General features: G+C 71.5%; 19 protein-coding genes. 12 read left to right on the top strand and 7 right to left on the bottom strand.

Annotated features, from left to right (window positions below):
- From FCH28_RS34780 to FCH28_RS34760, 5 genes are all read left to right on the top strand, one after another.
- Positions 1–1,150: resuscitation-promoting factor (locus FCH28_RS34780; RefSeq protein WP_136744290.1), on the top strand; the 1,150-nt coding region annotated here is incomplete at its 5' end.
- Entirely contained in the window at positions 1,147–2,070 is a 924-nt protein-coding gene (gene rsmA / locus FCH28_RS34775) for a 16S rRNA (adenine(1518)-N(6)/adenine(1519)-N(6))-dimethyltransferase RsmA (RefSeq protein WP_136744288.1), read from the top strand. The genes FCH28_RS34780 and rsmA, both read left to right, overlap by 4 nt.
- The gene (locus FCH28_RS34770; protein WP_136744286.1) at positions 2,067–2,996 is read left to right on the top strand and encodes a 4-(cytidine 5'-diphospho)-2-C-methyl-D-erythritol kinase; all 930 of its coding nucleotides are present in this window, start codon (positions 2,067–2,069) and stop codon (positions 2,994–2,996) included. Before rsmA ends, FCH28_RS34770 begins: the two co-directional genes overlap by 4 nt.
- Before the next feature lie 112 nt (positions 2,997–3,108).
- Entirely contained in the window at positions 3,109–4,905 is a 1,797-nt protein-coding gene (locus FCH28_RS34765; protein WP_136744284.1) for an ABC-F family ATP-binding cassette domain-containing protein, read from the top strand.
- A 203-nt stretch (positions 4,906–5,108) separates the two neighbouring features.
- Positions 5,109–5,834, top strand: coding sequence for a response regulator transcription factor (locus FCH28_RS34760; RefSeq protein ID WP_136744282.1), 726 nt, complete (start codon positions 5,109–5,111; stop codon positions 5,832–5,834).
- A gap of 4 nt (positions 5,835–5,838) precedes the next feature.
- On the opposite strand, the gene FCH28_RS34755 is transcribed toward FCH28_RS34760, so the two are convergent.
- Both FCH28_RS34755 and FCH28_RS34750 read right to left on the bottom strand, forming a co-directional pair.
- On the bottom strand, positions 5,839–6,141 hold the full coding sequence (locus FCH28_RS34755; protein ID WP_136744280.1) for a hypothetical protein: 303 nt from the start codon (positions 6,139–6,141) through the stop codon (positions 5,839–5,841).
- 19 nt (positions 6,142–6,160) lie between these two features.
- Positions 6,161–7,831: a sodium:solute symporter family protein gene (locus tag FCH28_RS34750; RefSeq protein ID WP_136744278.1), complete on the bottom strand. Its 1,671-nt coding sequence runs from the start codon at positions 7,829–7,831 to the stop codon at positions 6,161–6,163.
- 225 nt (positions 7,832–8,056) lie between these two features.
- On the opposite strand from FCH28_RS34750, the gene galT reads away from it, so the two are divergent.
- The 4 genes from galT (at position 8,057) to FCH28_RS34730 (ending at position 12,319) form a co-directional block, all read left to right on the top strand.
- Complete coding sequence (galT, locus tag FCH28_RS34745; protein WP_136744276.1) at positions 8,057–9,136, top strand: galactose-1-phosphate uridylyltransferase; 1,080 nt, start codon at positions 8,057–8,059, stop codon at positions 9,134–9,136.
- Between the two features lie 8 nt (positions 9,137–9,144).
- Complete coding sequence (gene galE, locus FCH28_RS34740; RefSeq protein WP_136744334.1) at positions 9,145–10,113, top strand: UDP-glucose 4-epimerase GalE; 969 nt, start codon at positions 9,145–9,147, stop codon at positions 10,111–10,113.
- Entirely contained in the window at positions 10,110–11,279 is a 1,170-nt protein-coding gene (gene galK, locus FCH28_RS34735) for a galactokinase (protein ID WP_136744274.1), read from the top strand. Before galE ends, galK begins: the two co-directional genes overlap by 4 nt.
- 269 nt (positions 11,280–11,548) lie before the next feature.
- Positions 11,549–12,319, top strand: coding sequence for a response regulator transcription factor (locus FCH28_RS34730; protein WP_136744272.1), 771 nt, complete (start codon positions 11,549–11,551; stop codon positions 12,317–12,319).
- 144 nt (positions 12,320–12,463) lie between these two features.
- On the opposite strand, the gene FCH28_RS34725 is transcribed toward FCH28_RS34730, so the two are convergent.
- The 3 genes from FCH28_RS34725 to FCH28_RS34715 form a co-directional block, all read right to left on the bottom strand.
- Complete coding sequence (locus FCH28_RS34725; RefSeq protein WP_136744270.1) at positions 12,464–14,515, bottom strand: beta-galactosidase; 2,052 nt, start codon at positions 14,513–14,515, stop codon at positions 12,464–12,466.
- A gap of 53 nt (positions 14,516–14,568) precedes the next feature.
- Entirely contained in the window at positions 14,569–15,408 is an 840-nt protein-coding gene (locus tag FCH28_RS34720) for an SDR family NAD(P)-dependent oxidoreductase (RefSeq protein WP_246103464.1), read from the bottom strand.
- Positions 15,409–15,531: 123 nt separating this feature from the next.
- A complete protein-coding gene (locus tag FCH28_RS34715; RefSeq protein WP_136744269.1) occupies positions 15,532–16,029 on the bottom strand; it encodes a MarR family winged helix-turn-helix transcriptional regulator in 498 nt (165 codons plus the stop codon).
- Positions 16,030–16,226: 197 nt separating this feature from the next.
- On the opposite strand from FCH28_RS34715, the gene FCH28_RS34710 reads away from it, so the two are divergent.
- Together FCH28_RS34710 and FCH28_RS34705 are read left to right on the top strand one after the other, a co-directional pair.
- Positions 16,227–17,051: a trans-aconitate 2-methyltransferase gene (locus FCH28_RS34710; RefSeq protein ID WP_136744267.1), complete on the top strand. Its 825-nt coding sequence runs from the start codon at positions 16,227–16,229 to the stop codon at positions 17,049–17,051.
- Between the two features lie 59 nt (positions 17,052–17,110).
- Positions 17,111–17,473: a VOC family protein gene (locus FCH28_RS34705; protein WP_136744265.1), complete on the top strand. Its 363-nt coding sequence runs from the start codon at positions 17,111–17,113 to the stop codon at positions 17,471–17,473.
- Positions 17,474–17,486: 13 nt separating this feature from the next.
- Here FCH28_RS34705 and FCH28_RS34700 read toward each other — a convergent pair whose 3' ends face one another.
- Complete coding sequence (locus FCH28_RS34700; protein WP_246103463.1) at positions 17,487–18,179, bottom strand: TetR/AcrR family transcriptional regulator; 693 nt, start codon at positions 18,177–18,179, stop codon at positions 17,487–17,489.
- A 7-nt stretch (positions 18,180–18,186) separates the two neighbouring features.
- On the bottom strand, positions 18,187–19,221 hold the full coding sequence (locus FCH28_RS34695) for an acyl-CoA desaturase (RefSeq protein ID WP_187363997.1): 1,035 nt from the start codon (positions 19,219–19,221) through the stop codon (positions 18,187–18,189).
- 321 nt (positions 19,222–19,542) lie between these two features.
- Between FCH28_RS34695 and ppc the strand changes: the two genes are divergently transcribed.
- On the top strand, positions 19,543–22,305 hold the full coding sequence (gene ppc, locus FCH28_RS34690; protein WP_425472062.1) for a phosphoenolpyruvate carboxylase: 2,763 nt from the start codon (positions 19,543–19,545) through the stop codon (positions 22,303–22,305).
- The last annotated feature ends 20 nt before the right edge of the window (positions 22,306–22,325 follow it).

The raw sequence follows: 22,325 nt of genomic DNA, 5'->3' as shown, positions 1-22,325 counted from the left end.
GGCCGCCGCCCGCCGGGCCGCCGGCGCGACCGGCCGCCGCCGACGCCCGGCCGAGCGCCCCGAAGCCCTGCGCCGGCTGCTGCCCCGGGCCCTGGTCGTCGCCTTCCTGGCCGGCGGCACCACCGCCTTCATCGCCCACGACAAGGCGGTCCGGCTCACCGTCGACGGCAAACCGCGCACCCTGCACACCTTCGCCGACGACGTCGACGACCTGCTCGACGACGAGCACCTGGACACCGGCCGCCACGACATCGTCGCGCCCGCCCCCGGCACCGCGCTCACCAGCGGCGACGACATCGCCCTCCGGCACGGCCGGCCGGTCGTCCTCGACCTCGACGGAGAGCGCCGCCAGGTGTGGACCACGGCCGAGACCGTCGACGGCGCGCTGCGCCAGCTCGGCGTGCGCGCCGAGGGCGCCTATCTCTCCAGCTCCCGCGACCGGCGCATCGGCCGGCACGGCCTGGAGCTGGCGGTACGCACCGAACGCTCGGTGGTCTTCGTCGCCGACGGCCGCGAACACCGCGTCCGCACCAACGCCGCGACGGTCCGCGAGGCCCTCGCCCAGGCCGGCCTCGCGCTGCGCGACGAGGACACCACCTCGGTGCCGCCGGACAGCTTCCCGCGCGAGGGCCAGACCGTCTCCGTCCTGCGGATCACCGGCTCCAAGAAGGTCCGCGAGGAGACCATCCCGTTCCGCACGGTCAAGAAGAGCGACCCCTGGCTCACCCGCGGCACGGAGGCGGTGGTCCAGCAGGGGCGCCCCGGCGTGCGGCGGGTCACCTACCGGCTGCGCACCGTCAACGGGGTCAAGCAGAAACCGCAGCGGGTCGACACGCATGTGGTCCGCCGGCCCCGGCCGCAGATCGTGCACATCGGCACCAAGGAACTGCCGACCTCCGTACAGGGCGCCGATCACCTCGCCTGGCACGCGCTGGCCCGGTGCGAGGCGGGCGGCCGGCCGAACGCCGTCGACGCGTCGGGCACCTACGGCGGCCTCTACCAGTTCGACGTCAACACCTGGCACCGGCTCGGCGGCAGCGGCCGCCCGCAGGACGCCCCCGCCGACGAGCAGACCTACCGCGCCAAGAAGCTCTACATCACCCAGGGGGCGAGCCCCTGGCCGGCGTGCGGCCGTAAGCTTCACCAGTGAGCAACAGCAGCAGCCCTGATGATTCCGGTCCCCTCCTCGGCCCCGCCGACGTCCGTGAGCTGGCCACCGCGCTGGGTGTACGTCCCACCAAGCAGCGCGGCCAGAACTTCGTCATCGACGCCAACACCGTCCGCCGGATCGTGCGGACCGCCGACGTACGGCCGGACGATGTCGTCGTGGAGATCGGCCCCGGCCTCGGCTCGCTGACGCTGGGCCTCCTGGAGGCCGCCGACCGGGTCACCGCCATCGAGATCGACGAGGTGCTCGCGGCCGCGCTGCCCGCCACCATCGCGGCCCGGATGCCGGACCGCGCCGACCGCTTCGCGCTGGTCCACAGCGACGCGATGCACGTCGGCGAACTGCCGGGCCCGGCGCCCACCGCGCTGGTCGCCAACCTGCCCTACAACGTCGCGGTCCCGGTCCTTCTCCACATGCTCGCGACCTTCCCCACCATCGACCGCACCCTGGTGATGGTGCAGGCCGAGGTAGCCGACCGGCTGGCCGCCCGGCCCGGCAACAAGGTCTACGGCGTGCCGTCCGTCAAGGCGAACTGGTACGCCGAGGTCAAGCGGGCCGGGGCGATCGGCCGCAACGTCTTCTGGCCGGCGCCGAACGTCGACTCCGGGCTGGTCTCGCTGGTACGCCGCGACAAGCCGCCGACGACCACGGCGAGCCGCGCCGAGGTCTTCGCGGTCGTCGACGCCGCGTTCGCCCAGCGCCGCAAGACACTGCGGGCCGCGCTGGCGGGCTGGGCCGGATCGGCCGCCGCGGCGGAGGCCGCGCTGGTCGCGGCGGGCATCTCGCCGCAGGCCCGCGGCGAGTCGCTGACCGTGGAGGAGTTCGCACGGATCGCGGAACACAAGGGACCCGGCGGAACCCCGGGCATCCGCCAGGCACAGGCAGGGGGAGACGCCGCATGACCACCTCGACGAACGGCCCGGTGACCGGCGCCCCGGTCACCGTCCGGGTGCCGGCCAAGGTCAATGTCCAGCTGGCCGTCGGCGCCGCCCGCGCCGACGGCTTCCACGACCTGGCCAACGTCTTCCTCGCCGTCGGCCTCTACGACGAGGTCACCGCCACCCCCGCGGACACGCTGCGGATCACCGCCGAGGGCCATGACGTCGACCAGATCCCGCTGGACCGCACCAACCTGGCCGCCCGCGCCGCCGAACTGCTCGCCGCCCGCCACGGCATCGAGCCGAACGTCCACCTCCACATCACCAAGGACATCCCCGTGGCGGGCGGCATGGCCGGCGGCAGCGCGGACGCCGCCGGTGCCCTGCTGGCCTGCGACACCCTCTGGTCGACCGGCGCCTCCCGCGACGAACTCCTCGACATCTGCGCCGAGTTGGGCAGTGATGTGCCGTTCAGTCTGGTCGGCGGGGCGGCGCTGGGCCGCGGCCGAGGTGAGCTGCTGACGCCGCTGACCGTCGGCGGCACCTTCCACTGGGTCTTCGCGGTCGCCGACGGCGGGCTGTCGACGCCGGCCGTCTACCGGGAGTTCGACCGGCTGACGGAGGGCACCGACGTACCCGAGCCGGAGGCGGCGCCCGAACTTCTGGCCGCGCTGGAGTCCGGGGACGCCACCGCGCTCGCCGCGGCGCTCAGCAACGATCTCCAGGCCGCGGCGCTCTCCCTGCGCCCCGACCTGACCGCCACCCTGGCCGCCGGCACCGCGGCCGGCGCCCTGGCCGCGCTGGTCTCCGGCTCAGGACCGACCACCGCGTTCCTGGTGAAGGACGCCGAGGCGGCCGAGTCGGTGGCACGGGCCCTGCTGACCTCGGGCACCTGCCGCGCGGTACGGGTGGCGGACTCCCCGGCGCCGGGCGCGACACCGCTGCGCTGAGGGGGCCGGGCGCCGCCCGCCCCGCGCGGCGGGGAGTTCCAGCGGCGGGGGGCGGCAGGTCGGACCCGCAACGTACGCTGGGAGATCGACCTACCCGAAGCGCAGGAGTGAGATGGCCACCAACCTCGTCAATCTGGAAGCCGTCGGCAAGGTGTACGGAACCCGTGCCCTGCTCGACGGTGTCTCCCTCGGTGTCAACGAAGGGGACCGGATCGGCGTCGTCGGGCGTAACGGAGACGGCAAGACCACCCTGATCCGGATCCTCGCCAAGCTGGAGGGCGCGGACGACGGCCGGGTCACCCACTCCGGCGGCCTGCGGCTGGGCGTGCTGACCCAGCACGACTCCCTCGACCCGGCCGCCACCATCCGGCACGAGGTGATCGGCGACCTCGCCGACCACGAGTGGGCCGGCAACGCCAAGATCAGGGACGTGCTCACCGGGCTGTTCGGCGGCCTCGACCTGCCCGGCTTCGGGCAGGGCCTGGACACCGTCATCGGGCCGCTGTCCGGCGGTGAGCGGCGCCGTATCGCGCTCGCCAAACTCCTCATCGCCGAGCAGGACCTGATCGTGCTCGACGAGCCCACCAACCACCTCGACGTGGAGGGCATCTCCTGGCTGGCCCGGCATCTGCAGAGCCGCCGTTCCGCGCTGGTCGTGGTCACCCACGACCGGTGGTTCCTGGACCAGGTCTGTACCCGCATGTGGGATGTGCAGCGCGGTGACGTGCACGAATACGAGGGCGGCTACAGCGACTACGTCTTCGCGCGGGCCGAGCGGGAGCGGATCGCGGCCACCGAAGAGGCCAAGCGGCAGAACCTGATGCGCAAGGAGCTGGCATGGCTGCGGCGCGGTGCCCCGGCCCGTACCAGCAAGCCGCGGTTCCGTATCGAGGCCGCCAACGAACTGATCGCGGACGTACCGCCGCCGCGGGACAGCGCCGAGCTGATGAAGTTCGCCAGCTCCCGCCTCGGCAAGACCGTCTTCGAGCTGGCGGACGTCACCGTCCAGGCCGGCCCCAAGCTGCTGCTCAAGCACCTGACCTGGCAGCTCGGCCCCGGCGACCGGGTCGGCCTGGTGGGTGTGAACGGCGCGGGCAAGACCTCGCTGCTGCGCGCCCTGTCCGAGGCGGCCCGTACGGAGGGCGAGGCGCAGCCCGCGGCCGGCCGGATCGTCGTCGGCAGGACCGTGAAACTGGCCTATCTCTCCCAGGAGGTCGGCGAACTCGACCCCACGCTGCGGGTGCTGGAGGCCGTCCAAGAGGTGCGCGAGCGGGTCGACCTGGGCAAGGGCCGGGAGATGACCGCCGGCCAGCTCTGCGAGAAGTTCGGCTTCACCAAGGAGAAGCAGTGGACGCCGGTCGGTGATCTCTCCGGTGGCGAGCGGCGCCGCCTGCAGATCCTGCGGCTGCTGATGGACGAGCCCAACGTCCTGTTCCTCGACGAGCCGACCAACGACCTCGACATCGAGACGCTGACCCAGCTGGAGGACCTGCTCGACGGCTGGCCCGGCTCGCTGATCGTGATCAGCCACGACCGGTACTTCGTCGAGCGGACCACCGACCGGGTGTTCGCGCTGCTCGGCGACGCCACGCTGCGGATGCTGCCGCGCGGTCTCGACGAGTACCTGGAGCGCCGCCAGAAGGTCATCGAGGCCGCGGCGCCGGCGCCCGCGCAGACCGCGGCACCCAAGAAGGCGGCGGCCGTCAACCGCGCGGCGCAGAAGGAACTCCAGAAGATCGAGCGGCAGTTGGACAAGATCGGCGACAAGGAGGCCAAGCTGCACGCCCAGATCGCCGAGCACGCCACCGACTTCGAAAAGGTCGCAGGACTCGACGCCCAGCTGCGCGAGCTGGCCGGTGAGCGGGACGAGCTGGAGATGCGCTGGCTGGAGCTGGCCGAGGACGCGTGAGCGGGAGGCGTCCGCCCTCGGGACGGGCACCCGTATTGCCCCGGGGGCGGCAACCGGCCCCGAATGGCCGGGATTCCAGCATTCCGGGGGGCTTCTCCCCGGTAGGGGGCGCGCTCGACCGGCCGAGCGTGTAGCTTCCCGGGGACAAAGGGGCCCGGCGGGGGCCGGGGGCGGGGCCCGCCGGGGAGTGAAGGGGTGGCTCGATGGGCGTGCGGCTCATGGTGGTCGACGATCACCGTCTGCTCGCCGAGGCGCTCGCCTCGGCCCTGAAGCTGCGGGGGCATCGTGTGCTGGCGGCGGCCGCACCGAGCGCCGGCGCCGCGGATCTGGTGGTGAGCCGGGCGCCCGAGGTGTGTCTGCTGGGGACGGCGGCGCCCGCCGAGCCGGGCACCTTCGACCCGGTCGTACGGATCAAGAAGGAACGGCCGCAGGTCGCCGTGGTGGTGCTGGGCCCGGTCCCCAGTCCGCGCGGTATCGCCGCCGCCTTCGCCGCCGGGGCCTCCGGCTACGTCCGCAACGACGAGCGGATCGAGGGCGTGGAACGCGCCATGATGAAGGCCAGGGCGGGCGAGGCGGCCGTCTCGCCGCAGCTGCTGCGGGGCGCCTTCGAGGAACTGCTGCACCCGGCCGCCAAGCCGGACGACGAGGGCGCGCGGCTGCTGGACCTGCTCACCCCGCGCGAGGTCGAGGTGCTGATGCGGGTCGCGGACGGCGAGGACACTCGGCTGATCGCGGCCGGGATGGATATCGCGCCGAGCACGGCACGGACGCATGTCCAGCGGGTGCTGATGAAGCTGGAGGTGGGCTCCCGGCTGGAGGCCGCCGCGCTGGCTGCCCGCACCGGACTGCTGGACCGGGCGGCCGGCGGCCGCGGCGGGTCGGCGCGCGAGCCGGCGGGACCGGACGCACCGGCCCCGCCGCACCCGTAGCGGTTCAGCTCGCCGGCGGGCCGGGCTCGCCGGTGAGTTCGTCCACCGTCGGCGGGATGGCGGGGCGCAGCTGCATCCAGGCCAGGAAGAACAGTCCGAGGGCGAGCATGCCCAGGCCCGTCCAGAGGTTGATGTTGATGTCCTGGGCCTTCTTGAGGTCGGCTTCGGAGGCCATGATGCCGGCGATGGTGACGATCACGCCGTAGACGGCGAACAGGCCGCCGATGATGCGCCGTACGTCGAAGAGCCGCGCGGCGGTCGCGGACTCGCGTTCCAGTTCCTCTACTTCGTGCTGGTAGTCGCTCATGGTGCGTTCCTCGGCGGTCTCAGAAGGAGAAGGGGACGTAGCAGATGACGGCGAGGACGATGGCGCCCCAGCCCAGCAGGGCCGGCTTGCGGTACCACGCGTCGTCGCCCTCGGCGGGCGGCTCCTCCATGCCGGGGGAGCGGGTGCCGTAGACCAGGCCGGCCAGCGATTCGGCCGGCTTGGGCTTGGTGAACAGGGTGACGACCAGCATCACCAGCGCGCCGACGACGAACGCCACGATCGACGAGACGAAGTTGGCGCCCTGCTCGGAGGGGATGGAGATGACGCCCTGCTTGTAGAGCCCGAAGTAGTTGATCATCGCGGCGACGGTGCCGGACAGCAGGCCCCAGAAGCCGGCGGCCGCGCTGGTCCGCTTCCAGAACATCCCGATGATGAACACCACGAACAGCGGGACGTTGAAGAAGGAGAACAGCGTCTGGAGGTAGTTCATGATGTTGCTGAAGGACGAGGCGATGAAGGCCGTGCCCATGCCGATCAGCACGCCGACGGCGGTGACCACCCGCCCGGTCTTGAGGTAGTGGCTGTCCGGCCGGCCCTTCTTCAGATACGCCGCCCAGATGTCGTTGGTGAAGACCGTGTTGAACGACGACACATTGGCGGCCATTCCGGCCATGAACGCGGCCAGCAGCCCGGTCACCGCGATGCCCAGCACACCGTTCGGCAGCAGGTCCCGCATCAGCACCGGAATGGCGTCGTTGTACTGGAGCCCGTCCTTGTCCTTGCCCAGCGTCGGTTCCATGACCAGCGCGATCAGACCCGGGACGACCACGACCATCGGGATGAAGATCTTGGGGAAGGCGGCGATCAGCGGGGTGCGCTTGGCGGCGGAGAGGTTCTTCGCGGACAGCGCGCGCTGCACCTCGGCGAAGTTCGTCGTCCAGTAGCCGAAGCTCATCACGAAGCCGAGGCCGAGGACGATGGTCAGCCAGTTCGCGCCGAGCGGGTTGCCCTCACCGATGCCGGTGCCCTTCCAGGCGGTCAGGAACGCGTCGCCGTGCGAGGAGGTCAGCGAGTCGGTCAGCCCGTCCCAGCCGCCGACGCGCTTGAGGCCGACGACCGTCAGCGGGATCAGCGCGGCCAGGATGACGAAGAACTGGAGCACCTCGTTGTAGATCGCCGAGGAGAGGCCGCCGATGGTGATGTACACCAGGACGAAGAAGCCGGCGATGACGATCGCCACCCACTGCGGCCAGCCCAGCAGCGCCTGGAGCACGATCGCCATCGCGTACAGGTTCACGCCCGCGATCAGCACCGACGAGACGGCGAAGATCACCGACGAGAGCAGATGCGAGGAGGGCCCGAAGCGGTGCAGCAGGAATTCGGGCACCGAGCGGACCTTGGAGCCGTAGTAGAACGGCATCATCACCAGGCCGAGGAAGACCATCGCCGGGATGGCGCCGATCCAGTACCAGTGGACGGTGTACGCCCCGTACTGCGCGCCGTTGGCGGCCATCCCGAGGATCTCGGTGGCGCCGAGGTTGGCGGCGACGAATGCGAGACCGGTGACCCAGGCGGGCAGTGACCGGCCGGAGAGGAAGAAGTCCAGGCTCGTCCGCACGCTCCGCCTGGCCGCGAACCCGATGCCGAGAACGACGATGAAGTAGATGGCCAGGATGGTGTAGTCGAGCCCGTTGGTGGGGAGTCGGAGGCCTTCGGCCAGGGTGATCATGGGTGCCTCATTTCGAGGGGGGCACAGCACTGTGCGATCGGAACGCACAGAAAGCTACGCTCCGACCTTCAGAAACTGAACACTTTTGTTGGTTCAGTTTGTTGGATCGTGATCGATGAGGGCAGTGTGGAGGGATATGCCCCCACCCGGACCCGGCGTTGACGTTGCTGTTCGCTTGTGCTTCATTGTGTTTGTTTGTGTTTGGTCGGGGGGTGAGGAGCTCCAGTGAAGAAGACGACGACACGGCTCGCGGACGGACGGGAGCTGATCTACTACGACGCGCGCGACGATGCCGTACGCGACGCCGTCGACCGCCGCCCCCTCGAGCCCGTCGCCACCGCCGCCGAGATCCGCCACGACCGCCTCCTCGGCGACTCCGTCGCCATCGCCTCGCACCGACAGGGCCGCACCTACCACCCGCCGGCCGACGAATGCCCGCTGTGCCCGTCCCGCGACGGCCGGCTGTCCGAGATCCCGGCCGCCGACTACGACGTCGTCGTCTTCGAGAACCGCTTCCCCTCCCTCGCCGGCGACAGCGGCCGCTGCGAGGTCGTCTGCTTCACCTCCGACCATGACGCGTCGTTCGCCGACCTCACCGACGGACACGCCGCCCTGGTCCTGGAAGCCTGGACCGACCGCACCGCCGAACTGTCCCAACTCCCCGGCGTGCAGCAGGTCTTCTGCTTCGAGAACCGCGGCGCCGAGATCGGCGTCACCCTCGGCCATCCGCACGGCCAGATCTACGCCTATCCCTTCACCACCCCGCGCACCCAGAGGATGCTCGACACCCTCGCCGCACACCGCCAGCGCACCGGCGGCAACCTCTTCGACGAACTCCTCGCCGAGGAGCGCGCCGACGGCCGCCGGATCATCCTGGACGGCGACCACTGGACGGCCTTCGTGCCGTACGCCGCCCACTGGCCCTACGAAGTGCACCTCTACCCGAAGCGCCGGGTCCCCGACCTGCTCGCCCTCGACGACGAGGCGCGCACAGAATTCCCACAGATCTATCTGGAAGTCTTGCGCCGGTTCGACCGGATTTTCGTTGGGAGGGGTGGCGGGAAGGGGGGCGCCGAGGGCACGGGCGCGGCGCCGACGCCGTATATCGCCGCCTGGCACCAGGCGCCGGTGCACGCCGCCGACCGCGCCGAGTTCGCGCTCCACCTCGAGCTTTTCACCATTCGACGGACTCCCGGCAAGCTGAAGTTCCTCGCGGGTTCGGAATCCGGCATGAATGTGTTCATCAACGATGTGCCGCCGGAGGCCGCGGCCGAACGACTGCGAGAGGTAGCGAGCGAGTCATGAGCGAGTCTGTGTCGGCCAAGTACCTGGTGACGGGCGGAGCCGGATACGTCGGAAGCGTGGTGGCCCAGCACCTGCTGGAGGCCGGGCACACGGTCACCGTCCTCGACAACCTGTCGACCGGCTTCCGGGCGGGCGTCCCCGCCGGCGCCGAGTTCATCGAGGGCGACATCCGCGACGCCTCCAAGTGGCTGGACGACTCGTACGACGCGGTGCTGCACTTCGCCGCGTTCTCGCAGGTCGGCGAGTCCGTCGTCAAGCCTGAGAAGTACTGGGACAACAACGTCGGCGGCACCATGGCGCTGCTCGCGGCGATGCGCGCGGCGGGCGTGCGCAAGCTCGTCTTCTCGTCCACCGCCGCGACCTACGGCGAGCCGGTCGGCACCCCGATCACCGAGACCGACCCGACCGCGCCCACCTCGCCGTACGGCGCCAGCAAGCTCGCCGTCGACCACATGATCGGCGGCGAGGCCACCGCCCACGGGCTGGCCGCCGTATCGCTGCGCTACTTCAACGTCGCCGGCGCCTACGGCAGCTGCGGCGAGCGCCACGACCCCGAGTCGCACCTCATCCCGCTCGTCCTCCAGGTCGCCCAGGGCAGGCGCGAGGCGATCTCCGTCTTCGGCGACGACTACCCCACACCCGACGGCACCTGTGTACGCGACTACATCCATGTCGCCGACCTCGCCGAGGCCCACCTCCTCGCCCTCGGCGCTGCGGCCCCCGGCGAACACCTGATCTGCAACCTCGGCAACGGCAACGGCTTCTCCGTCCGCGAGGTCATCGAGACCGTCCGCCAGGTCACCGGGCACCCGATCCCCGAGGTCATCGCCCCGCGCCGCGGCGGCGACCCGGCCGTCCTGGTGGCCTCCGCGCAGACCGCGATCGACCGCCTCGGCTGGCGGCCGGCACGCGCCGACCTCGCGGGAATCGTGGCCGACGCGTGGGCGTTCGCCCAGCAGACGAAGGAGTCCCCGTGACGGACACGGAGCACGGCGCACCCCGGACAGCCGCGGCCTTCTACGAGGTGTACGGGGCGGAGCCCCACGGCATCTGGGCCGCGCCGGGCCGCGTCAACCTGATCGGTGAACACACCGACTACAACGACGGCTTCGTGATGCCGCTGGCCCTCCCGCACACCACCCTCGCCGCCGCCTCGCCGCGCACCGACGGCGTACTGCGCCTGCACTCGGGCGGCGCCGAGGGCGGCATCGTCGAACTGCGCACCGACGAGCTGCGGCCCGCCGCCGGCGGGGGCTGGGCCGCCTACCCGGCGGGCGTCGTCTGGGCGATGCGGGAGGCCGGCCTGCCGGTGGGCGGCGCGGATCTGCACTACGACAGCACGGTGCCCACCGGCGCCGGACTGTCCTCCTCCGCCGCCCTGGAGGTCGCCACCGCACTCGCCCTCAACGACCTCTACGCGCTCGGCCTCGCACCGCGTGAACTCGCCCGGCTCGCCCAGCGCGCGGAGAACGCGTTCGTCGGTGTGCCCGTCGGGATCATGGACCAGACCGCGGCCGCCTGCTGCACCGAGGGCCATGCGCTGTTTCTGGACACCCGGGACCTGTCCCAGCGTCAAGTTCCGTTCGATTTGGCGGGCGAAGGGCTGCGGCTCCTCGTTGTCGACACGCGTGTGAGGCATGAACTCGGGGACGGCGCGTATGCGGAGCGGCGCGCCGGGTGTGAGCGTGGCGCGCGGGCGCTCGGGGTACGCGCCCTGCGCGACGTTTCTCTCGTGCAACTGCCCGAGTCATTGGACAGACTCTCGGGGGAGCCCGTCGTCCAGGGCCTCGTACGTCACATCGTCACCGAGAACCACCGCGTCGAAGAGGTCGTCGCCTGCCTCGACGCGGGCCGGACCCGTGCCATCGGCCCGCTGCTGACCGCCGGACACGCCTCGCTCCGCGACGACTTCAAGATCTCCTGCGCCGAACTCGATCTCGCCGTCGACGCGGCCAACGCGGCGGGCGCCGTGGGAGCCCGGATGACCGGCGGCGGCTTCGGCGGCTCCGCGATCGTACTCGTCGAGGAAGCCGACGCACAGACCGTCCGCAAGGCCGTCATGGAGGCCTTCGCGGCCGCCGGACACCCCGCCCCGCGGATCTTCACCGCCGTCCCCAGTGCGGGAGCACGCCGCGTGCGGTAGGGCGTGATCGACGGCGCACGGCCACCGACGCGTCGCAAAACGGCCCGGTGCGACGGGGCAGTTTCGCCAATCGCCTCCCCTCGCCGCACCCCGTCCGTACGCTGAGATCAGCACCGGTGGGGGCCGGTGCTGATCAGGGGGCGAGACCGACGGGTGCGGCGCCCGGGGTGGGGGGAGCCAGACGGCACGGCGGCGGCCGTGCGGCAGAGGCGATCTTCAATCCGGGCGTCGCGCCCGCTATGGTCCGTTCACCGAGACAGGGGGTCTCTGTGCAACGCATCCGGGTTCTGGTGGTCGACGACCACCGCATCTTCGCCGAATCCCTGGCAGCCGCGCTCGCCGCGGAACAGGACGTGGACGTGGCGGCCGCGGGCAGCGCCGCCGCGGCACTGCGCAATCTGGAACGGGCGGCCGCCGACGGCCGCCGCTTCGACGTACTGCTGGCCGACGCCGACCTCGCCGCCCCGCTGACCGCGGTGCCCGCGCAGCCGTCCTCCCGGGAGGCCGCCTCCCGCGGCGGCCCGCCCGACGGCATCGCGCTGGTCTCCGCCCTGCGCTCCGGGCATCCGTATCTGCGCACCGTCGTCCTCGCGGAGCGCGACGAACCGCGCCGCGCCGCCGCCGCGCTCCAGGCCGGCGCCTCGGGCTGGGTCGCCAAGGACTGCTCGCTCTCCCGGCTGCTCGCCGTCATCCGCGGTGTGCTGCGTGACGAAACGCATCTGCCGCCGGCGCTGCTCACCGGCGTGCTGCGGGAGCTGACGGCAGCGCGCAAGCACCGTACGGAGAGCGAGCGGCTGGTGGAATCGCTGACGCCCCGTGAGCGCGAGGTGCTGCGCTGCATGGTGGCGGGGCTGGGCCGCAAGGCCGTCGCCGAGCGGCTGTTCCTCTCCCCGCACACCGTCCGTACGCATATGCAGAACGTGCTCGGCAAACTGGGCGTGCACTCCACGCTCGCCGCGGTGGCACTGGCCCGCCGGGCCGGAGTGGGCCCGGTCGAGATCGAGACGGCGGCAGCGGCGGCCTCGATACCGGTCCCGTGACGCCCCGCGCCGGGGCGCCCCACGGCGATCCGGGGCCGCCCCACGGGATTCCGGGGCCGCCCCACGGGAATACCGCCCCCCGCCGCCGCGTTGTGGCCCCGCAGGGGGCCCTCGCATCCCCTAGGGGATCTGTTCGAACGTCCCCTAGGGGACCCGTCCCGGTTCGGTGAGGACGGCGACGCCCCGTGCCGCCAGGGTGATCCGGTCCGTGGGCGCCGCCCCGTCCCCCGCGCCCGCCCCGTGGTCAACGCGCGTCCCGTCCTCCGTACGCGGTGCGGTCGCCGCGAGCGCGTCCGTCATCGGTGTCGGCAGCCGCACCTCGACGGGCTCCGACCCGTGGTTGAGCAGGAAGACGAACCGTCCCGTGGCGCTCTCGCGGACGGTGGCCTGGACGCCGGCCGGCAGCCCCGGCAGGACCGGCGCCACCCCGGCCGCCTCCCGTACGTCATCCAGCAGGGCCCGCATCAGGGCCGGTTCGAGCCGGGTCCCGACGTACCAGACCGTCCCCTTGCCGTAGGCGTGCCGGGTCACGGCGGGCCGGCCCGCGAGGTCGCCATCGGTGAAGTGCGCCAGCGCCTCGGCCCCCTCGAGGTCGATGGCCTCCGACCACAGGTCCGCACGCCCGGTGTAGTTCCCGTCGACCGCCACCGACCGGCCCGCGTCCAGCGGCCAGAACTCCTCCACCCGCAGCCCCAGCAGCTCGCGCAGCGGCGCCGGATAGCCGCCCGGATGCACCCTGTCGTGCTCGTCGACGATGCCCGAGAAGAACGACACCACCAGCCGCCCGCCGCCCCGTACGTAGGCCGCCAGACGCGTCGCGTCGCGCGCGGTGAGCAGATAGAGATTCGGGACGACGACCAGGCGGTAGCCGGACAGTTCGCGTTGCGGCGGCACCACGGCGCAGGGCACGCCCGCCTCGAAGAGCGGCCGGTAGTGGTCCAGCGCGATGCGCGAGTGGTCCAGCGCGGTCGACGGCCTGGAGTCCAGCTCCAGCGCCCACCAGCTGTGCCAGTCCGCCAGCAGCGCCACATCGGCCCGCGACCGGCTCCCGGCGATGTCCGGCAGCGACGCGAACTCCCGCCCCAGTGCCGTGACTTCGCGGAATGTACGGGTGTTGGTGCCGCCGTGCGGCAGCATCGCCGAGTGGAATTTCTCCGCCCCGCCCAGCGACTGCCGCCACTGGAAATACAGCACCGCGTCCGCCCCCTGGGCGACCGCCTGCCAGCTCCACAGCCGCATCGCGCCCGGCGGCTTGGGGCCGTTGCGGGGCCGCCAGTTGACGGCGCTCGGCGCCTGCTCCAGCAGCAGCCAGGGCTGCCCCGAGCGCGCCGAACGCATCAGGTCGAAGACATAGCCGGCCCGGATGTGGTCGTCGGGCACGTACGGGTCCTGGTAGAAGTCCAGCGCCATCGCGTCCATGTGCGGAGCCCAGGCGAACGCGTCGACCGGCTTGTGCTGCGGCATCAGATTGGTGGTGACGGGCACGCCGGGGGTGACGCGCTCCAGCACCGCCTTCTCGGCGAGATAGCAGGCGCGCAGCGCGTCGTCACCGAACCGCAGATAGTCCAGCTGCTGGGCGGGATTGGGGAAGGTGGGCGCGGTGCGCGGCGGCAGCACCTCGTCGAAGTCGCCGTACGCCTGCGACCAGAACGCCGTCGACCAGGCGTCGTTGAGCGCGCCGACGGTCTCGTAGCGCTCGCGGAGCCAGCGGCGGAAGTCGGCGGCCGAGACATCGCAGAAGCACTGCCGGGTGTGGCACCCGTACTCGTTTCCCACATGCCACAGCGACAGCGCCGGATGGCCCGCGTAACGGGTGGCGAGCTGTTCGACGAGGCGTACGGCGTGGCTGCGGTAGACGGGGCTGGAGGGGCAGTAGTGCTGCCGCCCTCCGGGCCAGCGGCGCTGCCCGTCGGGCCCCTCGGGCAGGATCTCGGGGTGCAGCCGGGAGAGCCAGGGCGGCGGCGAGGCGGTCATCGTCGCCAGGCAGACCGCGATACCGGCGCCCGCCAGGCCGTCCAGCACCCGGTCGAACCAGCCGAAGTCCCATTCCCCGGGCCGGGGTTCGACCTTCGCCCAGGAGAAGATCCCGGCGGTGACCATGGTGACATGGGCCGCCTTCATCAGCTTCAGATCCTCGGCCCACACCTCCTCGGGCCACTGCTCGGGGTTGTAGTCGCCGCCGAATCGGATGCCCATCGGACCCCCTGGGTCGAGATGCGGGGCGAGGCGCGCCGCCCCGCCGCAAGCGGTTACGAAGAGTTCTTGTACACGCTCCAGCCGCCGTCCACGACGAGGCTCGCGCCGGTGACGAAAGACGCCTCGGGGGAGAGCAGGAAGGCGGTGGCGGCGGCGACCTCTTCGGGCCGGCCCAGCCGGCGCGCCGCGGTCTCCTCGGCGCTGGCCCGCCGCTCCTCCTCGCCGATCCCGTCCCAGGCGGCGGTGAGCACCGGGCCCGGCAGCACGCAGTTCACCCGTACCTCGGGTCCGTACTCGACGGCGAGTTGACGCCCGAGCCCGGTCAGCCCGGCCTTGGACGCCGCGTACGCGGGCCGGCCGGGCAGCCCGATCAGCGCATGCACGGACGAGGTCAGCACCACCGAGCCGTGCCGCTCCCGCAGATCCTCCAGGGCGGTGCGGACGCCGAGGAAGGAGCCGGTGAGATTGACCGCGAGCTGCCGCTCCCAGTCCCCGAGCGGGGTGCGGTCGGCGGCCGCGACATAGGGCAGGTAGGCGTTGCTGACCAGCCCGTCCACCGGCCCGTAGCGCTGCCGCGCCGCCTCGACGGCCCGCTGCCAGTGGTCCTCGCGGGCCACATCGCAGTGCTCGTACGAGGCCCGGCCGCCGGCCGCCCGGATGCGGCGCGCGGTGTGCTCGCCGCGCGCGTCGTCGATGTCCAGCAGCAGCACACCGGCGCCCTCGGCCGCCAGCCGGTCGGCGGTCGCCGCTCCGATCCCGGCGGCGGCGCCGGTCACCAGGACCGTACGTCCGCGGAACCGCCTGCCGTACGGACGACCGGGCGCCGGTCGCGTGCCGCCTGGTGCCGGTTGGCCGCCGGGCTGCTGTCCGGGGAACGGCTGCTGCTGGCTCATGGCGCGATCAAAGCCCACCACGAGGCGGCGGGCAAGAGGACGTCAAGCGGCGGCCGCACCTCACCCCAAAGCCTTAACGGCAGGGGAGGTGCCCCCGTTCGCCCGGGAGGAACTGACGGGTGGTCAGCCCGGAATGTTGTCGAAAGGACCTGTCAGCCTGCGCAGCAGACCGGCCAATTCGGCGCGCTGCTGACGGGACAGCTCGGCGAGGATGGCGCGCTCCTGCGCCAGCAGGCCGGCCAGCGACTGGTCGGCCTTGTCGCGGCCCTCGGCGGTCAGCCTGACCAGCACACCGCGCCGGTCGCTGGGGTCGGGCAGCCGCTCGACGAGGTCCTTCTTGGCGAGCCGGTCGATGCGGTTGGTCATCGTCCCGGAGGTGACCAGTGTCTGCGTCAGCAGTTGGCCGGGGGAGAGTTGATAGGGGGCCCCGGCGCGGCGCAGCGCCGTCAGTACGTCGAACTCCCAGGGTTCCAGGCCGACCTCGGCGAAGGCGATACGACGGGCCCGGTCGAGGTGTCTGGCAAGCCTGGAGACGCGGCTGAGGACCTCAAGCGGTTCCACGTCCAGGTCCGGGCGCTCCCGGCGCCATGCTGCGACCAGTCGGTCGACCTCGTCCTCCATGTCGATCAGTGTAGAGGGTCTGTCGACATGAAGTCTCTTGACATAGATTCTCTTGATGTCAAACTTCTTGACATCAAGATATACTTCTCTGGACTATTGGGCATCGTCGGCGGGCAGCTCTGTTTTCACCGGATTGGCCTGAACCAGGCCGCTGAACGCCCAGAGTCAGCCCTGCACCAGCAGAGGGGTTTTCGAACATGCACGACGCACCAACCTGGGATCCGCAGCAGTACCTACGCCACGCCGGACATCGGACCCGCCCCTTCCACGACCTGCTCGCCCGTATTGCCGAACTCCCGCGGCATCAAACCCCCGCCCGCATCGCCGACCTCGGTTGCGGCCCCGGCAATGTCACCGCCCTGCTCGCCGAACGCTGGCCCGACGCGCACATCACCGGCTACGACAACTCCCCGGAGATGCTCAAAGAAGCCGAGTTCTACGCCGGCCCCACCAAAGGCGGCGGCCACCTCGACTTCACCACCGCCGACGCCGCCGACTGGGCCCCGGACGAGTCGTACGACCTGATCGTCTCCAACGCCGCGCTGCAATGGGTCCCCCACCATGCCGACTCCTTCAAGCGCTGGCTCGACGCCGTCAAACCCGGCGGCACCTTCGCCTTCCAAGTGCCCGGCAATTTCACCTCGCCCAGCCACGCACTCCTCGGGGAACTGTGCGACGCCCCCCAATGGCGCGACCGCCTCGACAGCCACGGCCGCCGCTTCGTCCATATCCTCCAGCCCGCCGACTATCTGGAACGCCTCGCCGACCTGGGCTGCGAGACGGACGTCTGGGAGACCACCTACGTCCAGCTCCTCCAGGGCGACGACCCGGTACTGGACTGGGTCAAGGGCACCGCCCTGCGCCCCGTCCTGACCGTCCTGGAGGACGACACGGGCGCCCGCGAAGCGTTCCTCGAAGAATTCCGCGACCTGCTGCGCAAGGCCTACCCCTCCGGGCGGCACGGCACGGTCTTCCCGTTCCGCCGCATCTTCGCCGTGGCGCGCAAGCCGGAGGCCGCCTGACTCTCCTGCCCGCCCGTCACTTCCCGCCCCCCATGCTGACCACATGAGGAGATGACGCCGTGATCACCGGCCTTGACCACATCCAGCTCGCCGCGCCCTCCGGTAGTGAGGACGCACTACGGGCCTACTACGGGGACCTGCTCGGGATGACGGAGATTCCCAAGCCGCCGGCGCTCGCGGCCCGCGGCGGATGCTGGTTCGAGGCCGGCACGGCCCGCCTGCACCTCGGCATCGAGGCCGGCCACCGGCCCGCCAAGAAGGCCCACCCCGGCCTCCGGGTCACCGGCATCGACGCCCTCGCCGCCCGGCTCGCGGCCGGCGGCGCCCCCGTCGCCTGGGACGACAACCTCCCGGGACACCGGCGGTTCTACTCCGCCGATCCGGTGGGCAACCGGCTGGAATTCCTGGAGCCGGTGAGCTGACGTAGGGCCCCCGTCAGTTCTTCCGGTGCCCTATCAGCCGCGGTTTGGCCTCCAGGCCGTCCAGGCCGTGCCAGGCCAGGTTGACCAGGTGCGCCGCGACCTCCGCCTTCTTCGGCTTGCGGACGTCCAGCCACCACTGGCCGGTGAGCGCGACCATCCCGACCAGCGCCTGCGCGTACAGCGGCGCCAGCTTCGGGTCGAAGCCGCGGGCCTTGAACTCCAGGCCCAGGATGTCCTCCACCTGCGTGGCGATATCGCTGATCAGCGAGGCGAAGGTGCCCGTCGACTGGGCGACGGGCGAATCGCGGACCAGGATGCGGAAACCGTCCGTGAACGTCTCGATGTAGTCGAGCAGCGCGAAGGCCGCCTGCTCCAGGAGTTCGCGCGGGTGGCCGGCGGTCAGTGCACCGGTCACCATGTCCAGCAGCTGCCGCATCTCGCGGTCCACGACCACCGCGTACAGGCCCTCCTTGCCGCCGAAGTGCTCGTAGACCACCGGCTTGGACACCCCGGCCTTCGCCGCGATCTCCTCCACCGACGTGCCCTCGAACCCCCGCTCGGCGAAGAGCGTGCGACCGATGTCCAGCAGCTGTTCACGGCGCTCCGCGCCGGTCATCCGGACCCGGCGGGTCGTCCGCCGGGTCCCCCCGCCGGAGGACGCCTTACCGCTGTTGCCGTTGTTCACGCTGCTGCCGTCGATCGCCACCCGTCAATCATGCCGCCTGAGCCGCCTTCTCCTTGCGCGGGGCGTCCACTCGCCGGGCGTCGATGCGCGAGGCGTCCGGCCAGCGCACGTCGTACGCCCAGCCCGCCTTCTCGAACCAGCGGATCAGCCGGGCGCTGGAGTCCAGCTGCCCGCGCATCACACCGTGCCGGGCGCACGTCGGGTCCGCGTGGTGCAGGTTGTGCCAGGACTCGCCGCACGAGAGGACGGCCAGCCACCACACGTTTCCGGAGCGGTCGCGCGATTTGAACGGCCGCTTGCCGACCGCGTGGCAGATGGAGTTGATCGACCATGTGACGTGATGGAGCAGCGCGACACGGACCAGCGAGCCCCAGAAGAACGCGCTCAGCGCGCCCTGCCAGGACCAGGTCGCCAGCCCGCCCACCAGCGGCGGGATCAGCAGCGACACCGTCGTCCACAGCACGAACTGGCGCGAGATGGTACGAATCGCCGAGTCCTTGATCAGGTCCGGCGCGTACTTGTGCTGCGGCGTCTGCTCCTCGTCGAACATCCAGCCCACATGCGCCCACCACAGTCCCTTGAGCAGGGCCGGCACCGTCTCACCGAACCGCCAGGGCGAATGCGGGTCGCCCTCCGCGTCCGAGAACTTGTGGTGCTTGCGGTGATCCGCCACCCAGCGCACCAGCGGCCCCTCCACCGCCAGTGACCCCATCACGGCCAAAGCGATACGCAGCGGACGTTTCGCCTTGAAGGCGCCATGGGTGAAATAGCGGTGGAATCCGATGGTGATGCCATGGCAGCCGATGTAGTACATCGCCACCATCAGCCCCAGATCCAGCCAGCTCACCCCCCATCCCCAGGCCAGCGGCACGGCTGCCAGCAGCGCCACGAACGGCACGGTGATGAACAGCAGCAGGGTGATCTGCTCCACCGAACGCTTGCTGTCGCCGCCCAGCGTCGCGGACGGCAGAGAGGAGGGGGCGGACGCGTTCTTCACGGGGGATTCGGGGGGCGAATCGACAGGAATCGGTGATTCTTCGACGGCTTCTGGACCAGCGGTCATGTGACGTCCCTCGTCGGGGGTTCGAGAGCTCAGGGGATCGGCTACGTCCTACGGGACCGTAACCTACGGTCACGTAAGTATGGCAGTGACACCGCCACGAGCAAGGCCGTGACAGGCCCCGCCGAGCCACCCGCGACCCGGCTGCCCACACAGCGGACGGTGTGAACTGCCGATCGGAGGAGAGACCTATCCTGGGGACGTCGGACAGCGCGGTCCGCAATCCCGCCCGCCAATCCAGACGAGCCCACCCGTCGCCCGCCGGCACCCTCGATCGGGTCGCCGCGCCGTGACGCTGTGACATCACTGCAAGGAGCCGCACCTGTGAGCAGTGCCGACATCACCCCCGCCGAGACCGAGCCGACCGAGAAGACCGAAGGCGCCGAGGACAACGTCGCCCTGCGCGCCGACATCCGCCGCCTCGGCGACCTCCTCGGCGAGACCCTCGTCCGGCAGGAAGGCAAGGAGCTCCTCGACCTCGTCGAGCGGGTCCGCGCGCTGACCCGGTCCGACGGCGAGGCCGCCGCCCGGCTCCTCGGCGACACGGACCTGCCCACCGCCGCCAAACTGGTGCGCGCCTTCTCCACGTACTTCCACCTCGCCAACGTCACCGAGCAGGTCCACCGCGGCCGCGAGCTGCGCGCCAGGCGCGCCGCCGAGGGCGGCATCCTCGCCCGCACCGCCGACATGCTCAAGGACGCCGACCCCGAGCATCTGCGGGAGACCGCCCGCAACCTCGGCGTACGCCCCGTCTTCACCGCGCACCCCACCGAGGCCGCCCGCCGCTCCGTCCTCACCAAGCTCCGCAAGGTCGCCGAACTCCTGGACCGCACCGACAGCACCGAGCGCCGCCGCGCCGACCTGCGCCTCGCCGAGAACATCGACCTCATCTGGCAGACGGACGAGCTGCGGGTGGCCCGGCCCGAGCCGACCGACGAGGCCCGCAACGCCATCTACTACCTGGACGAACTGGGCCGCGGCGCGGTCGGCGACGTCCTGGAGGACCTCGCCGCCGAGCTGGAGCGGGCCGGCACCGAGCTGCCCCCCGGCACCCGCCCGCTGACCTTCGGCACCTGGATCGGCGGCGACCGCGACGGCAACCCCAACGTCACCCCCCAGGTCACCTGGGACGTACTGATCCTCCAGCACGAGCACGGCATCACCGACGCCCTGGAGCACGTCGACGAGCTGCGCGGCGCCCTGTCCAACTCGATCCGCAACTGCGGCGCCACCGACGAGCTGCTGGCATCCCTCCAGCACGACCTGGAGCTCCTCCCCGAGATCAGCCCCCGCTACAAGCGCCTGAACTCCGAGGAGCCCTACCGCCTCAAGGCCACCTGCGTCCGCCAGAAGCTCGTCAACACCCGCGACCGCCTCGCCGCCGACACCCCCCACGTCCCCGGCCGCGACTACCTCGGCACCGCGGAACTCCTCGACGACCTCGCCCTCATCCAGACCTCGCTGCGCGCACACCGCGGCGGCCTGGTCGCCGACGGCCGCCTGGAGCGCACCCTCCGTACGATCGCCGCCTTCGGCCTCCAGCTCGCCACCATGGACGTCCGCGAGCACGCCGACGCCCACCACCACGCCCTCGGCCAGCTCTTCGACCGCCTCGGCGAGGAGTCCTGGCGCTACGTGGACATGCCGCGCGACTACCGCCGCAAGCTCCTCGCCAAGGAACTCCGCTCCCGGCGTCCCCTCGCGCCCACCCCCGCGCCCCTCGACGAGGCCGGCGCCAAGACGCTGGGCGTCTTCCGCACCATCCTCAAGGCCAAGGAGACCTTCGGCCCCGAGGTCATCGAGTCCTACATCATCTCCATGTGCCAGGGCTCGGACGACGTCTTCGCCGCCGCGGTCCTCGCCCGCGAGGCCGGGCTGATCGACCTGCACGCCGGCTGGGCCAAGATCGGCATCGTGCCGCTGCTGGAAACCACCGACGAACTCAAGATCGCCGACCAGCTTCTCGACGAGATGCTCGCCGACCCCTCCTACCGGCGCCTGGTCGCCCTGCGCGGCGACGTCCAGGAGGTCATGCTCGGCTACTCGGACTCCTCCAAGTTCGGCGGCATCACCACCTCCCAATGGGAGATCCACCGCGCCCAGCGCCTGCTGCGCGACGTCGCCCACCGGCACGGCGTACGGCTGCGCCTCTTCCACGGCCGCGGCGGCACCGTCGGCCGCGGCGGCGGCCCCTCCCACGACGCGATCCTCGCCCAGCCCTACGGGACGCTGGAGGGCGAGATCAAGGTCACCGAGCAGGGCGAGGTCATCTCCGACAAGTACCTGGTGCCGTCCCTGGCCCGGGAGAACCTGGAGCTCACGGTCGCCGCCACCCTCCAGGCGTCCGCCCTGCACACCGCGCCCCGTCAGTCCGACGAGGCACTGGCCCGCTGGGACGCGGCCATGGAAACCGTCTCCGAGGCCGCCCACGGCGCCTACCGCCGTCTCGTCGAAGACCCCGACCTGCCGACGTACTTCCTCGCCTCCACCCCGGTCGACCAGCTCGCCGACCTGCACCTGGGCTCGCGGCCCTCCCGCCGCCCCGGCTCGGGCGTCTCGCTCGACGGACTCCGCGCCATCCCCTGGGTCTTCGGCTGGACCCAGTCCCGCCAGATCGTCCCCGGCTGGTTCGGCGTCGGCACCGGACTGAAGGCCGCCCGCGAGGCCGGCCTCGACTCCGTGCTCGACGAGATGCACGAGCACTGGCACTTCTTCCGCAACTTCCTGTCCAACGTCGAAATGACACTGGCCAAGACCGACCTGCGGATCGCCCAGCACTACGTCGACACCCTCGTCCCCGACGACCTCAAGCACGTCTTCGACGTCATCAAGGCCGAGCACGAGCTCACCGTCGCCGAGGTCCTGCGCATCACCGGGGAAACCGAACTCCTCGACTCCAACCCGGCGCTCAAGCAGACCTTCCACATCCGCGACGCCTACCTCGACCCGATCTCCTACCTCCAGGTCTCCCTGCTGGACCGCCAGCGCACCGCCGCCGAACGCGGCGAGGAATCGGACCCGGTGCTGGCCCGCGCCCTGCTCCTGACCGTCAACGGTGTGGCGGCCGGCCTCCGCAACACCGGCTGACCCGCCCCGGAACACGACGA

The sequence above is a fragment of the Streptomyces piniterrae genome (assembly GCF_005048155.1).
In the GTDB taxonomy this organism is placed as follows: domain Bacteria; phylum Actinomycetota; class Actinomycetes; order Streptomycetales; family Streptomycetaceae; genus Streptomyces; species Streptomyces piniterrae.
This window is presented reverse-complemented; position numbering and strand designations above follow the sequence as displayed.

Bases quoted from the DNA above. Each gene is read 5' to 3' on its own strand.
- FCH28_RS34770 (WP_136744286.1), top strand. From the start codon at position 2,067: ATGACCACCTCGACGAACGGCCCGGTGACCGGCGCCCCGGTCACCGTC.
- FCH28_RS34765 (WP_136744284.1), top strand. From the start codon at position 3,109: ATGGCCACCAACCTCGTCAATCTGGAAGCCGTCGGCAAGGTGTACGGA.
- FCH28_RS34760 (WP_136744282.1), top strand. From the start codon at position 5,109: ATGGGCGTGCGGCTCATGGTGGTCGACGATCACCGTCTGCTCGCCGAG.
- FCH28_RS34755 (WP_136744280.1), bottom strand. From the start codon at position 6,141: ATGAGCGACTACCAGCACGAAGTAGAGGAACTGGAACGCGAGTCCGCG.
- FCH28_RS34750 (WP_136744278.1), bottom strand. From the start codon at position 7,831: ATGATCACCCTGGCCGAAGGCCTCCGACTCCCCACCAACGGGCTCGAC.
- FCH28_RS34725 (WP_136744270.1), bottom strand. From the start codon at position 14,515: ATGGGCATCCGATTCGGCGGCGACTACAACCCCGAGCAGTGGCCCGAG.
- FCH28_RS34720 (WP_246103464.1), bottom strand. From the start codon at position 15,408: ATGAGCCAGCAGCAGCCGTTCCCCGGACAGCAGCCCGGCGGCCAACCG.
- FCH28_RS34715 (WP_136744269.1), bottom strand. From the start codon at position 16,029: ATGGAGGACGAGGTCGACCGACTGGTCGCAGCATGGCGCCGGGAGCGC.
- FCH28_RS34710 (WP_136744267.1), top strand. From the start codon at position 16,227: ATGCACGACGCACCAACCTGGGATCCGCAGCAGTACCTACGCCACGCC.
- FCH28_RS34695 (WP_187363997.1), bottom strand. From the start codon at position 19,221: ATGACCGCTGGTCCAGAAGCCGTCGAAGAATCACCGATTCCTGTCGAT.